The organism is Micromonospora sp. NPDC050417, from assembly GCF_044458865.1.
In the GTDB taxonomy this organism is placed as follows: Bacteria; Actinomycetota; Actinomycetes; order Mycobacteriales; family Micromonosporaceae; genus Micromonospora_G.
The window spans coordinates 22629-36323 of the sequence record NZ_JBITIH010000026.1 but is presented as its reverse complement, the minus strand read 5'-3'; the positions used below and the strand labels follow the sequence as shown (position 1 = coordinate 36323).

General features: G+C 72.3%; 10 protein-coding genes. 2 read left to right on the top strand and 8 right to left on the bottom strand.

What is annotated here, in order from left to right; genetic code table 11:
• Positions 1 to 151: 151 nt before the first annotated feature.
• From ACIBF5_RS27670 to ACIBF5_RS27640, 7 genes are all read right to left on the bottom strand, one after another.
• Entirely contained in the window at positions 152 to 358 is a 207-nt protein-coding gene (locus tag ACIBF5_RS27670) for a hypothetical protein (RefSeq protein WP_396815812.1), read from the bottom strand.
• A gap of 244 nt (positions 359 to 602) precedes the next feature.
• A complete protein-coding gene (locus ACIBF5_RS27665) occupies positions 603 to 1907 on the bottom strand; it encodes a DEAD/DEAH box helicase (protein ID WP_396815811.1) in 1305 nt (434 codons plus the stop codon).
• Between the two features lie 267 nt (positions 1908 to 2174).
• Positions 2175 to 2378, bottom strand: a complete 204-nt coding sequence (locus ACIBF5_RS27660) for a cold-shock protein (protein WP_007464836.1) — start codon at positions 2376 to 2378, stop codon at positions 2175 to 2177.
• 225 nt (positions 2379 to 2603) lie between these two features.
• Positions 2604 to 6023 carry a UvrD-helicase domain-containing protein gene (locus tag ACIBF5_RS27655; protein WP_396815810.1) on the bottom strand — a complete coding sequence of 1140 codons (3420 nt, stop codon included), beginning with the start codon at positions 6021 to 6023 and terminating at the stop codon, positions 2604 to 2606.
• Entirely contained in the window at positions 6020 to 9553 is a 3534-nt protein-coding gene (locus tag ACIBF5_RS27650) for an ATP-dependent helicase (RefSeq protein ID WP_396815858.1), read from the bottom strand. Before ACIBF5_RS27650 ends, ACIBF5_RS27655 begins: the two co-directional genes overlap by 4 nt.
• Positions 9554 to 9650: 97 nt before the next feature.
• Complete coding sequence (locus ACIBF5_RS27645; RefSeq protein WP_396815809.1) at positions 9651 to 10196, bottom strand: TIGR00730 family Rossman fold protein; 546 nt, start codon at positions 10194 to 10196, stop codon at positions 9651 to 9653.
• 4 nt (positions 10197 to 10200) lie between these two features.
• Entirely contained in the window at positions 10201 to 11049 is an 849-nt protein-coding gene (locus tag ACIBF5_RS27640; protein ID WP_396815808.1) for a TIGR00730 family Rossman fold protein, read from the bottom strand.
• Positions 11050 to 11249: 200 nt separating this feature from the next.
• Here ACIBF5_RS27640 and ACIBF5_RS27635 point away from each other — a divergent pair, with 200 nt between their 5' ends.
• Positions 11250 to 11420 carry a hypothetical protein gene (locus ACIBF5_RS27635; protein WP_396815806.1) on the top strand — a complete coding sequence of 57 codons (171 nt, stop codon included), beginning with the start codon at positions 11250 to 11252 and terminating at the stop codon, positions 11418 to 11420.
• Between the two features lie 26 nt (positions 11421 to 11446).
• On the opposite strand, the gene dapE is transcribed toward ACIBF5_RS27635, so the two are convergent.
• On the bottom strand, positions 11447 to 12520 hold the full coding sequence (dapE, locus tag ACIBF5_RS27630) for a succinyl-diaminopimelate desuccinylase (protein WP_396815805.1): 1074 nt from the start codon (positions 12518 to 12520) through the stop codon (positions 11447 to 11449).
• A gap of 182 nt (positions 12521 to 12702) precedes the next feature.
• Here dapE and dapD point away from each other — a divergent pair, with 182 nt between their 5' ends.
• Positions 12703 to 13662, top strand: a complete 960-nt coding sequence (dapD, locus tag ACIBF5_RS27625) for a 2,3,4,5-tetrahydropyridine-2,6-dicarboxylate N-succinyltransferase (RefSeq protein WP_396815804.1) — start codon at positions 12703 to 12705, stop codon at positions 13660 to 13662.
• Positions 13663 to 13695: the final 33 nt, after the last annotated feature.

The window sequence follows — 13695 nt, the reverse complement described above, 5'->3', positions numbered from 1 at the left end:
AGACCGGACCGGACGTCCGGGCCGAGCCGGGCGTGGACCGAGACGGTGGTTCGGGCGGGGTCGGGGCAGACATCTTCATCAGTCAACACCACCGGCCGATGAGCCGTGAAGCGGCCAACGGTCCACTTCGACCGGGACCGGGGAGTCCGGTTCAGCGGGAACCCGCGACGTCCGACTCCATGTCGCCGGCTCCACCCGGTGGCGCCTGTAGCTCCGCCACCTGCGGACGGGCAGGCTCGATCGGGGCTTGGTACCAGGGAGTGAAGGCGGCGATCAGGGCGAGGAGCAGTCCGCTGAGCGCGACCGCGAGCACCACCAGGATTTCGCGTACCGCCCCCGGACCGGCAGTCAAGATCATGACGACCTCCCCATCGGGGAGCCCGTTCGACCAGCCCGCCAACTCCCCATGGAACAGGATCACGCATAACCGGACACAGCGCAGTCATCCATCGGACGCAATCGGATGAACCGATCGGTGTTCCGCGCTCGCACTCCCGGTCCCCGGACCCCCACGCCAGTCGTCGGAGGTCCAGAGTGAACCGGGCCGGCCGTAAACGGCCGGCCCGGTTCCCCAGACGATCAGAGTGACGCGTAATACCAGGTCAGGAGGCGCGAGGCGCGGTGGGGCGACGCGGCCGGCGGGGACGCCCGGAGCCTCGGTGCTGGGTACGGGCAGCGGCTCCGGCCTGGCCGGAAGCCGGGGCCGGCTTCGGCGCGGCGACGGTAACCGGCACGCCCGACGGCACCCGCGCACCGGTCACCCGGACCAGTTCCTCGTCACCCGGGCGCACCTGGGCCGACTCCGGCCGGATCCCGGCGGTCGCCATCAACCGGGCCATGTCGCGACGCTGGTCGGGCAGGACCAGGGTGACCACGGCACCCGCCTCACCCGCGCGGGCCGTACGCCCACCCCGGTGCAGGTAGTCCTTCGCCTCGGTCGGCGGGTCCACGTTGACCACCAGGTCCAGACCGTCGACGTGGATGCCACGGGCCGCCACGTCGGTGGCGACCAGGGCGGTCACCTGACCGTTGCGGAACTGCTCCAGCACCCGGGTCCGCTGCGGCTGCGACTTACCACCGTGCAGAGCCGCGGCGCGTACGCCACTGGCCAGCAACTGCCGGGCCAGCCGGTCAGCGCGGTGCTTCGTACCCGTGAACAGGATGGTCCGGCCGTCCCGGGCAGCGATCTGGGTGGTGGTGGCGGCCTTGTCGGCCGCGTCCAGGTGCAGCAGGTGGTGGGTCATCGCGGTGACCGTGGCGGTCCCCGGGTCCACCGAGTGTGACACCGGATCGGTCAGGAACCGGCGCACCAGCCGGTCCACGCCCCGGTCCAGGGTGGCGGAGAAGAGCATTCGCTGCCCGTTCGGCGCCACCTGCTCCAACAACTTGGTGACCTGCGGCAGGAAGCCCATGTCGGCCATCTGGTCGGCCTCGTCGAGCACGGTGATCGTCACCTGGTCGAGCCGGCAGTCACCCCGGTTGGTCAGGTCGGCGAGCCGACCCGGGGTGGCGATGACCACCTCGGCACCGGCGCGCAGGGCGTCGGCCTGACGCTGCAACGAGAGGCCGCCGACGACGGTGACGCAGCGCAGGTTGACCGCGCGGGCGTACGGCGCGAGCGCGGTCGTGACCTGCTGGGCCAACTCGCGGGTGGGGACCAGGACCAGGGCCAGCGGCTGACCGGGCCGGGCCCGGCGGCCGGCGGTACGGGAGAGCAGCGGCAGACCGAAGGCGAGCGTCTTGCCGGAGCCGGTCCGCCCCCGGCCGAGTACGTCCCGACCGGCGAGCGAGTCGGGCAGGGTGGCGGACTGGATCGGGAACGGTTCGGTGATCCCGTTCGCGACGAGCGCCGTATGCAGTGCGGGTGCCAGCGGGGCGTCGGCAAACGACGCGACGGCATGGGTCATGGGTGGGACCTTCCTCAAGACGGCACGTGTCGAGGAAGGTGCCCGTGGGGCACTGCCGCCGGGAGCCAACGGGCTCCACCAGCGGTCGCAAGCACGAACCGAAGGGTAAACGCGGGGCCGGCCCGCGCCAGCATGGCGCGGGCCGGTCACGTCACCGCGCCCGGCGGGCGCGGCAGAGTCGAACAGGTGTCACGCCGCCCGGCGGCGGGGAGCAGGCTGCGACAGCATGCCCCCGGGCCGGGCGGACGCGACTGGGTGGGACAGGGTTCAGAGCGGCCGGATGTTCTCGGCCTGCGGGCCCTTCTGGCCCTGGGTCACCTCGAACTCGACCCGCTGGTTCTCGTCCAGGCTCCGGTAGCCGGAGGACTGGATCGCCGAGAAGTGGGCGAAGACGTCGGCGCCGCCGCCGTCCGGGGTGATGAAGCCGAAGCCCTTGTCAGCGTTGAACCACTTGACGGTGCCAATTGCCATTTGTTTCGTCTCCTTGACGGAACGATCGGTCCCGCACTTTTGCGGGCCGAAGAGAATCGCCCGCGCCGGTAGGCGCGGATCGGTGTCGCCCCCTGGTCGCCCCGCCCGGAGAACTCCGGACATAACAAAGAGCGCCTGGGGTCACAATCCCGCAGGCGCACACAGAGTCTCTGGGAACCAAAACTGCAACCAGGTCAGCATAGCACGGACAACCCGGAAAGGTCATCAAGCTGCCGGCAGAGCATTGACCAGGGCAGCCAACCCGTCCGCATCGAGCAGGTCGACCGGACGCACCGTCGTCCCCTCGCGTACGTAGTGGAAAGCGGCCCGTACCTGCTCCAACGGCACCCCGGCAAGCTCCGCCCAGGCCAGCCGGTACGCGGCCAACTGCACCGCCGCCGCGTCCGCCGCCGGGCCGACCGGCAACCGGCCGGTCTTCCAGTCGATCACGTCGAACCGGCTGCCCGGCCCGGCGAAGACCGCGTCCATCCGGCCCCGTACGACCACGCCGGCGACCACTGTGGCAAACGGCACCTCCACCTCGACCGGAACCCGGTCTGCCCACTCGCTGGCAAGGAAGCGCTCCCGCAACTCGGCGAGCGCCTCGTCCGGCGCGGCGTCGGAGTCGGCCGCCCCGGGCAGCTCGTCGATGTCGAGCAGCCGGTCAGCCCCGAACCGCTGCTCCAACCAGGCGTGGAAGGCGGTGCCCCGGCGGGCGTACGGGTCCGGCCGGGCCGGCATCGGCCGGCGCAGCGTACGGGCCAGTGTGTACGGATCGCGACGCAGCGCCACCAACTGTGAGACAGAGAGGTGCCCAGGGAGCGCGACCTCGATCGGCCCGACCCGCGCGGCGAGTTCCGCCCGTTCGGCAAGGAGCAGGTCCGTCTCCCGGCGCCACCGCTCCAGATCCGGATCGACCACCGCCGGGACAGGGGACACCTCGACCACCGCCGGAACGGAGGAGACCGGGTCGACCGTCGTCGGGTCCGGGAGCACCGGGTCGACCGGCACGTCGGCGGTCAGGTGACGGCGCACCAGGGCCGCCGCCTCGGCCATCGCAGGCCGCCGGCCGCCGAGCGGATCGGCCGGCCACTCCGCCCGTACCACCACCTCGGTCGTCGGGTTGACCGCGTCACCCGCCGGCTCCGGCGCCCACGCGTCGATCACGTAACCGTCACCGGTGAGGCAGCGGTCGTACACCTCGCGGAGGAAGACCGACGGCCCCCGGGCCAGCTTCGCGCCCTCGCCCCACCAGTAACCGGAGCAGAGCAGCAACCGCCGGGGGCGGGTGACCGCGACGTACGCGAGCCGCCGCTCCTCTCGCTCGTCATGGGCCCGCCACTGCTCGGTGAACGCGGTCAGCGCCTTCGCCACGCCCTTCTGGTCGGCCACCTCGTCGAGCTCCAGCAACGGCAGCCCGTCCGCGTCCCCGCGCAAGGGGAACGGCAACACCCCCAGACCGAACAGGTAGTGGTCGGAGTTACGGACCGGGCCGGGCCAGACACCGCGGGTGAGCCCGGCGACTGCGACCACGTCCCACTCCAGCCCCTTCGCGGCGTGCGCGGTGACGATCTGCACCGCCCCCTCGACCACCTCCAGTTCCCCCGGAGCCAACCCTCGCTCCTCCTCCTCGGCGGCGGCAAGGAACGCCAGGAAGCCGGGGAGGGAGGCGTTGGTCGAGTCACCGGAGAACCGGGCGGCAACGTCGCCGAGGGCGTCCAGGTGGCCCCGGGCGAGGCCGGCGTCCCCGCCCCGACCGTCCGTACCGGCCCGGACCGCGACCTCCACCTCCAGGCCGATGGTCCGCTCCACGTCGGCCACCAGGTCGGGCAGGGACTGGTCCAGCCGGTGCCGCAGCAAACCCAGCTCCAGGCCGTACGCCCGCAGCCGGGCGTAGCCCTCGGCGGAGTACGCCTGCGCCGGCCCCAGGTCGGCCAGCGCCTCGACCAGGGTCGCCTCGTCCAACCGGTCGGTGGTGATCTCCGGCTCGACATCGGCGCGCGGCAACTCCCGACGGGACGCGGCGATCGCCCGCGCCCGCCGATGCAGCGCGACCAGGTCCCGGGGTCCGATCCGCCACCGGGCCCCGGTGAGGAGCCGGAGCAGTGCGGCCCCGTCGGTCGGGTCGGCCAGCACCCGCAGGGTGCAGACCACGTCTCGGACCTCCGGGGTGTCGAGCAGGCCACCGAGCCCCACCACCTCGACCGGCAGACCCCGTTCGCGCAGCGCCGCCTCGATCGCCGGGATCTGACTGCGGACCCGGACCAGCACCGCGGTGCTCGGGCGGCGGTCAACTGGAATGTGCTCGGGCAACACCCCCGGCATCCGTGCCGCGCCACGCCACGCGGCGAGCACGCTCTCCGCGATCCAGTCCGCCTCTTCCTCGTACGTCGGCAGCAGCGCACAGTGCACGGTGCCGGCGGCGGCCCCGCGGGCGGTCCACCCGGGGATCGGATCGTCCACCCGCAGCGCCGCGCCCAACTCACTGACCTGCGCTCCGGCGGCCCGCAACGCGACCGCGAGCCCGTTGGCCACGCCCAGGATCTCCGGCCGGTTGCGCCAGCTCGTGCTGAGCGTCAGGGTGCGCGCGGCACCGCCACCGGCGGGCGCGAACTCGGTCGGAAAGCGGTCCAGGGTGCCGGCGCTCGCCCCGCGCCAGCCGTAGATCGACTGGCACGGGTCGCCGACGGCGGTCACCGGGTGTCCCCCGCCGTAGAGGGCGCGCAGCAGGACCACCTGGGCGTGGCTGGTGTCCTGGTACTCGTCGAGCAGCACCACCCGGTAACGCTCACGCTCGATCGTGCCGACCTCCGGATGGTCGCGGGCCACCCGGGCCGCCCGCGCCATCTGGTCGCCGAAGTCCATCGCCTCGAAGTCGTCCTTGCGCTGGTCGTAGGCGCGCACCAGGGGCATCAGCTTGAGTCGGATCTGCTGGATCTTCAGTGCCTTGCGTACGTCGGCGTAGATCTTGCCGGGCTGCGAGCTGACCTCGGCGTAGAACCTGCCTGTCCAGGCGGCCAACTCGTCCGGGGTGACCAGGTGCTCGGCCAACTCACCGGCGAGTGCCAGTACGGCGTCGGTGATCGTGCTCGGCATCCGGTCGACCTCGGACATGTCCCCGTCGTACGTGCGGACCAGCAGGTCGGCGAGCTGCCAGCGGGACGCCTCGGTGAGCAACCGGGTGGAGGGCTCGTATCCGGCCCGGAGCCCGTGCTCGGTGACGATCCGGGCCGCGTACGAGTGGTACGTCGCCACCGTCGGTTCGCCGCCGAGCAGGTCACCGGCGGGGTCGCGGCGATCCCGGCCGAGCCGCCGTACGAGCTGGTCGAGCCGGGTACGGATGCGGTGCGCGAGTTCTCCGGCGGCCTTTCGGGTGAAGGTGAGGCCGAGCACCTGCTCCGGTCGGACGTACCCGTTGGCGACCAGCCAGACCACCCGGGCGGCCATCGTCTCGGTCTTGCCCGAGCCGGCACCGGCTACGACCAGCAGCGGTTCGACCGGCGCGGCGATGATCGCCGCCTGTTCCCGGGTCGGCGCGTGCAGCCGCAGAAGTTTGGCCAGCTCGACCGGGGTGTAACGCGGTCCGGAGTCGGGTGTCCGCGACGGCGGCGGTGCCGGGGCGGCGAAGAGTGACGACTGGCTCAATCCCGCTCTCCACGCTGGGTCGGCGGCGTCATCCCGGGCCGCCGGGCCGGTGGTTCGACCACCTGGCGCCCCTTGCCCGAGATCGGGCAACTGGTCCGTACCGGGCAGACCCGACACTTGCTGTTGGCCACGGCGGCGAAGGTCGAAGCGGCCATCGTATCGGCGGTACGCCGGACCATGGCCCGCGCCCAGTCAGACTCGTCGCCGGTGCCGACCGGGGCCTGACCCTGCTCTTTCGCATCCTTGGTGCCGGTACCGAGCTGCACCAGCGCCGCCCCGCCGGAGGAGTCACCGAACTCGGCGAACGCCCCCGCCTCCACTGCGGCCTGGTACGCACCGAGCTGTGGATGTTCGGCCAGCTCGGTGCCGGTCACCGCAGTCGACTTGCCGGTCTTGAGGTCGATCACGACCAGCCGCCCGTCGGCGTCGACCTCAAGCCGGTCCACCCGGCCGGTCAGCTCGATCGGTCGGCTGGGGTCGTCGAGCCGTACCGCGAACTCGTGCTCGATGGCGAGCAACCGGCGCGGGTTGCTGGCCAACCACCGGAGCAGCTTGTCGACCATTGCCTCGGCCCGCTGCCGCTCCGGGCCGACCATCCAGCGGGCGGCCAGGTCGATCACGTCGAACCGGGCGGTCACGTACTCGATGAGCTGGGCCCGGTCGGCGCTGGCGTCCTCGGCGAGCATCGCGGCGGCGTGAACCAGGTTCCCGACCCCCTGCGCACCGCTGGCCGGGGCGGCGCCGCCGTGTCGTTCCAGCAGCCAGCGCAGGCTGCACCGCAGCGCGCTCTCCATCGTGGAGGGAGTGACCTTGACCGGCTCACCCTCGTCGACCAGCGGCCGGTCGTCCGAGAGGGCGCGCAGCCCCCACCAGTCGTCCGGGTGGGCACCGGGCACACCCGCGGCGGCGAGCCGGGCCAGCTCGGCCGCGGCGGCCTGCCGCCGCTGGTCGGTCGTGGCCGGGTCGACGAGCACGGTACGCAGCTCCGCCACCAGCGCCGGCAGCGTGAGTGCCCGGGGCGGGCGCTCCACCGGCAGTTCGACCGGTTCCTCCCCGGCCACCGCGTCCTCCCCGCCCGGCCCGTCCGACCCCGGCGCACCGCCGCCGTCCGATCCCGGCGCACCGCCGCCGTCCGCACCCGGCCCGCCGCGCGAATTCGGCCCACCGCGCGAACCGACCGGTTCCGGGCCCGGATCGGCGGGCGGTGCCAGCTCGTAGAGGAACCGGCTCGGCTGCTCCTCGTAGTCGAGTCCGCCGACCGCCGCCGACGCGACGGCGCTGACCAGCAGCCGACGCCGGGCCCGGCTGACCGCCACGTAGAAGAGCCGGCGCTCCTCGTCCAGTAACGCCGAGGTCTGCCCGACCAGGCTCGCCGCCAGCCCGCTGCCGTCCGAGCGGCCCGCCAGCACCTCGACCAGCCGCTCCGAGCCGAGCAGGCTGCCCCGCAACCGCAGGTCCGGCCAGGTTCCCTCCTGTACGCCGACCACCGCGACCAGGTCCCATTCGAGGCCCTTCGCGGCGTGTGCGGTGAGCAACCGGACCGCGTCGCCGGGATCGGCGCTCGGCGCGAGCGTGTCGGCGGGCAGATGCTGGCCCAACACGTGATCGAGGAACACCTCGGTACGGGCGCCCGGCAGCCGGTCGACGAACCTCGCCGCCGCGTCGAAGAGGACCACGATCGCGTCCAGGTCCCGGTCGGCGGCGGCAGCCCGCCACCGGGGCGCGTTCTCCCCCTCGGCGCTCGTCCGGTCCCGGCTGATCGCGCCGGACCAGCGCTCGGCCAGCCCACTGCCGTGCCAGACCGCCCAGAGCACCTGCTCGGCGGTGGCACCGGGGGCCGCGGCAGCCTCCCGAGCGGTGGCGAGCAGGCCGGCGACCGCCTGGGCCGGCTCGGCCCACCGGCGCTCGATGGCGGCCAGCTCGGCCGGGTCACGCAGCGCCTCGACCAGCAGCTCTCCCGAGGGCCGGCGGTCGCCGGCGGCCAGCGCCAACGCCCGCAGCCCCTGTCGCAACCGCCGCTCGGCGAGCGGGTCCGCACCACCGAGCGGCGAGTGCAGCAACGCGACGGCGGCCTCCTCGTCCAGCCGGTCCGGCTCCAGCGCGCACCGCAGCAGCAGCAACAGCGGCGCCACCGCCGGTTGCAGGTGCAGCGGCAGGTCCTCGGCGTGCACGACGGTCGGCACCCCGGCTGCCTGGAGCGCACGCTGCAACGAGGGAAGCTGCCGGGGTGCCGAACGGACCAGCACCGCCATCCGGGACCAGGGCATTCCGTCGATCAGGTGAGCGGAGCGCAGGGCGTGCGCCAGGTACGCCGACTCGCTGGTCGCGGAACGGAACGTACGGACCTGCACGGTGCCGGGTTCGACGTCGGGCAGCGGCGCGAGTTGCCGGTGTGCGATCGGTCCCCGCAGCCGTCGGGCGACCCGTGCGGTGGCGGCCAGCAGACCGGCCCCGGTGCGGTAGCCGGTGCCGAGCAGGACGGTCCGGGCCGCCGCCCCGGAGGCGGTACGGAACCGGAGTGGGAAGTTGGTGACGCCTGCCGGGTCGGCACCCCGGAAGGCGTACGTGGAGGAGTCGGGATCGGCGAACGCGACCAGTGACTTGCCGCCACCGGCCACCAGGGCGAGCAGTTCGAGCTGGGCGGGGTCGGTGTCGGCGAGTTCGTCGACGTAGACGTACGCCAGCCGGCGCCGGACACCGGCCAGCAGTTCCGGGTCGTCGGTGAGCAGTCCGATGGCGGCCCGGACCAGTTCGGCGGGGTCGTACGCGATCGAGCCTCGGCTGGTCGCGTCGCGCAGCGCGAGGACGGCGACGTACTCGCGGAGGAAGCGGGCCGCGGCCGGCCAGTCGGCTCGGCCCAACCGTTCCCCGAGCCGGGCCAGTTCGACGGGGCCTACTCCGCGTTCGGCGGCGCGTTGCATCAGGTCGCGCAACTGTTCGGCGAAGGCTCGGGTGCGCAGCGCCGGCCGTAGTTGCTCCGGCCAGCCGACCCGGTCGGCCGGACCGTCCGGGTCGCCGGTCCCGCGCTCGCCGGTCCCGTTCCCGCCGGTCCCGCGCTCGTCGACCCCGCGCCCAGCGGCCCCGGGCCCGGCAGCCCCGTGCTCGTCGACCACGTCGAGCAGCTCACGGATGATCAGGTCCTGTTCGGGACCGGTGAGCAGCCGAGGCGACGGCTCGCCGCGCTCGGCGGCGGCCCGGCGCAGCAGGCCGTACGCGTACGCGGGGAAGGTACGTACCAGTGGTTCGTGCATCACCCGGGCGGCAACCCCGGTCACCCGGGCCTCGATCCGGTGGCGCAGTGCGGTGGCGGAACGCCGACCGAAGGTCAGCACCAGGATCTGTTCCGGGTCGGTGCCCTCGGTCACCCGTGCGACCACCGACTCGACCAGGGTGCTGGTCTTGCCGGTGCCCGGCCCACCGAGTACGAGCAGCGGCCCGTCCGTGTGCGCGACGACCTCCCGTTGCCGGGGATCGTCGATCCGCGCCGGCTCGGCCTCAGCCGGCCGACGGACCAGCCGGTACGCCTGCACGCCGCCCATCACACCATGCCGCCCCGACGTCGCCCCGAAGGAAGGGCCCCTTGTTATCGCTTTCCGTTGTAGAAGGGGCCCTTCCTAACCGAGAACGTCAGCCGAGGCGGGCCTCGATCGCGTCGAGCGCGGCCGGCACCGAGTTGACCACCACCAGCAGGTCCATCGCCGGCTTCCGGGCGAAACTGCCGGGGGCGAGCCCGTTGAGCCAGTCGACCAGGCCGGAGTAGAAACCGTCCTGGTCGAGCAGGACCACCGGCTTGTGGTGCATGGACAGGGTCGCCATCGTCCAGACCTCGAAGAGTTCGTCCAGGGTGCCGAGCCCACCGGGCAGGGTGAGGAAGGCGTCCGACTTGTCGATCATCGCGGTCTTGCGGCTGGCCATGCCGTCGGTGATCACCAGTTCGTCCGCGTGCAGGTCGGCGACCTCCAGGTCGACCAGCGCCTGCGGGATGATGCCGAGGGTGTGGCCACCGGCGGCGCGCGCCCCGTCGGCCACCGCGCCCATCATGCCGACGCAACCCCCGCCGGAGACCAGGGTGTGGCCGCGCCGGGCCAGTTCACCGCCGGTCACCGTGGCGAGGTCGAGCCAGCGCTGGTCGAGCGTACGGGAAGAAGCACAGAAGACGCAGATCGCGGCCATCGACTCAGTCCTCCCGACGGGTGGTGGAAGCGGCCTGCTGGTCGGCGCCCGCCTGGGCGATGGCCGACTCCTGAAGCGCTTCCTGCTCCGCGGCGAGTGCCGCGTCCGCATCGATGATATGCCCGACCGCGGTGGCGACATCATCGGTGACCAGTATCAATTCGAGGTCGGCGGCACCGATCTTGCCGCTGGTGGCGAGGGTGTCACGCAGCCAGGCGAGCAGCCCGCTCCAGTACGCCTCGCCCATCAGCACCACCGGGAACCGGGTGACCTTGCCGGTCTGGACCAGGGTGAGCGCCTCGAAGAGTTCGTCCATGGTGCCGAACCCACCGGGCAGTACGACGAACGCCTGCGCGTACTTGACGAACATGGTCTTGCGGGCGAAGAAGTAGCGGAAGTCGATCGCCATGTCGACCCAGTCGTTGATGCCCTGCTCGAACGGAAGCTCGATGCCGAGTCCGACGGAGAGTCCGCCGGCTTCGGTGGCGCCCCGGTTGGCCGCCTCCATCACGCCCGGCCCACCGCCGGTGATCACCGTGTAACCGGCTCGGGCGAGGGCGGCACCCAACTCCTCGGCCAGTTTGCACTCGTCGCTGTCCGGCAGGCTGCGGGCGGAGCCGAAGACGCTCACCGCCGGCGGCAGGTCAGCCAGGGTGTCGAAGCCCTCGACGAACTCGGAGAGGATCCGCAGGGCGCGCCAGGCGTCCTTGGTCTTCCAGTCGCCCCGGGTACGTGAGTCGAGTAGGCGCTGGTCGGCCGTACTCCCCGGAATGGCGTCCCGACGAAGGGTGACCCCACCGGCGTTCCGTTCCGGCCCACGGGCCCTGCCGCTTCGTCCCTTGCTGTGGCTCATGCGCTCCACGGTAGTGGGAGGGCACGGTGCCGTACGCCACTCACCCCGTCGCCGGGAAAACCACGACGATCAGGGCTTCCGGCAGGAAAGTGTGGCGAGCAGCGCAACCGAATACGCCTCCAATGCGTCTTACTATTCACATACCAGGTATGCACCGAGTCCGGCAGCGCCGCCGGACACCTTTGGGGGGAGGCGCAACCGTGATCAACAACAACGAGATCCTCCGGCTCCGGCGACAGATGCACCAGCGAATCCGCGCCGTGGTGGCCGAACGGCGGCTGGCCCGTCAGCAGGACCTGCCCGACGACCGCACGTTCGACCACTCGACCGTCGCGGCGGAGAGCCCCGGCGGTCACGGCGAGGTCAACTGAGTCACCGGTGACCTGAGCCAGCCGGCTCAGGCCGGCGCGAGCCAGCGGTGCAGGGTGGCGGCACCGTCGCGGATCTTGCCGATCTCGACATGCTCGTCCGGGGCGTGGGCCAGGTTGGGGTCGCCCGGTCCGAAGTTCAGCGCCGGAATGCCGAGCGCCGCGAACCGGGAGACGTCGGTCCACCCGAGCTTCGCCACCGGCGCCTCGCCGACCGCTTCCAGGAACTCCTGGGCCGGCGGCGCGGTCAGGCCGGGCAGCGCACCAGCGGCCACGTCGACCAGGTTGACCTCCAGACCGGCGAAGACCTCGCGTACGTGTGCCTCGGCCTCAGCCGGCGAGCGGTCCGGCGCGAACCGGAAATTGACCTCGACCTCGCACCGGTCCGGCACCACGTTGCCGGCCACCCCACCGTGGATGCCCACCGCGTTCAGCCCCTCGCGGTAGACACATCCGTCGATGGTGACCGTACGGGCCTGGTACTCGGCCAACCGGTCCAGCGCCGCGCCCGCCGCGTGGATCGCGTTCACCCCACGCCAGGACCGGGCCGCGTGGGCCCGCCGGCCGGTGGTCACCACCATCGCCCGCAACGTCCCCTGGCAGCCCGCCTCGACCACGCCGTACGTCGGTTCGAGCAGCACCGCGAAGTCGGCGGTCAGCCACTCCGGGTGCGCCTGGGCGACCAGGTTCAGCCCGTTGTACCGGCTGTCGATCTCCTCCGCCTCGTAGAACAGGTACGTCACGTCGTACCGGGGCTCGGCCAGGGTGGTCGCCAGGTGCAGGGCGTACGCCACCCCGGACTTCATGTCCGAGGTGCCGCAGCCGTAGATCAGGTCGCCGTCCTGGGTCGACGGGAAGTTGTCGTTCAACGGCACCGTGTCCAGGTGCCCGGCCAACACCACCCGCTGCGAACGGCCCAGGTCGGTACGGGCCATCACGGTGTTCTGGTGCCGCCGCACATCCAGGTACGGAACCGACCGCAGCACCTCCTCGACGTGGTGCGCGATCTCCTTCTCGTTGAGCGAGACGGACTCGATGTCGACCAGGGCGCGGGTCAACGCGACCGGATCGGCCAACACCTCGGGGGTCAGCGGGTTCTCCATGCTCGGCACGGTACCGTCAAGATTGTGCGGGCGCGGACTGAGCTGTCGAGCTGTGCTGTCCGTGACTTGTCGGCCCCGAGTTCACACCGGGCCTGCCCTCCGCGAGCGACAATCGGCCAGGGTCCGAAGCTCCCCGTCTGGGCGAAGCCGGCCCGAGACCCACAGACACGAAGGATGACTCAGTGACGACCGCGCAGCCCGCCTGGGGTATCGGCCTGGCCACCATCACCGCCGAGGGCCAGGTGCTCGACACCTGGTACCCGACCGGCAAACTCGGCCTGGGCGAGCTGCCACTGGTGCCCGGCGAGGAGCAGGCGGACGTACTCGACCTGCCGCCGGGGGCGGTCGGCGAACGGGCCCTGCCGGGACTCCGTACCGTGGTGGTGATCACCGAGATCGGCTCGCTGGCCGACCCGATCAAGGACGCCTCCGACGCGTACCTGCGGTTGCACCTGCTCTCCCACCGCCTGGTCCGCCCGAACGAGCTGAACCTCGACGGCATCTTCGGGCAGTTGGCGAACGTGGCCTGGACCTCTGCCGGGCCGTGCCCGCCGGACCGGGTCGACGAGTTGCGCGTCATCGAGCGCGCCGCCGGGCGTCACCTCGCCGTGTACGGGGTGGACAAGTTCCCCCGGATGACCGACTACGTGGTGCCCTCCGGCGTCCGGATCGCCGACGCCGACCGGGTCCGGCTCGGCGCCCACCTGGCCTCCGGCACCACCGTCATGCACGAGGGCTTCTGCAACTTCAACGCCGGCACGCTCGGAACCTCGATGGTGGAGGGGCGGATCGTCGCCGGGGTCGTGGTCGGCGACGGCTCGGACGTCGGCGCGGGCGCCTCGATCATGGGCACCCTCTCCGGCGGCGGCACCGAGAAGGTACGCATCGGCGAGCGCAGCCTGCTCGGCGCGAACGCCGGAATCGGCATCTCGCTCGGCGACGACTGCGTGGTCGAAGCGGGTTGCTACATCACCGCCGGCTCGAAGATCAGCCTGCCGGACGGGAAGGTGGTCAAGGCCCGCGAGCTTTCCGGCGTGGCCGGGCTGCTCTTCTGGCGCAACTCGCTGACCGGGGCTCTGGAGGCCCGTCCCCGCACCGGTCACGGCATCGAACTCAACGCCGCCCTGCACGCCAACGACTGACCCGGCACCCGAACAACGGCGGAGGCGGGTGCC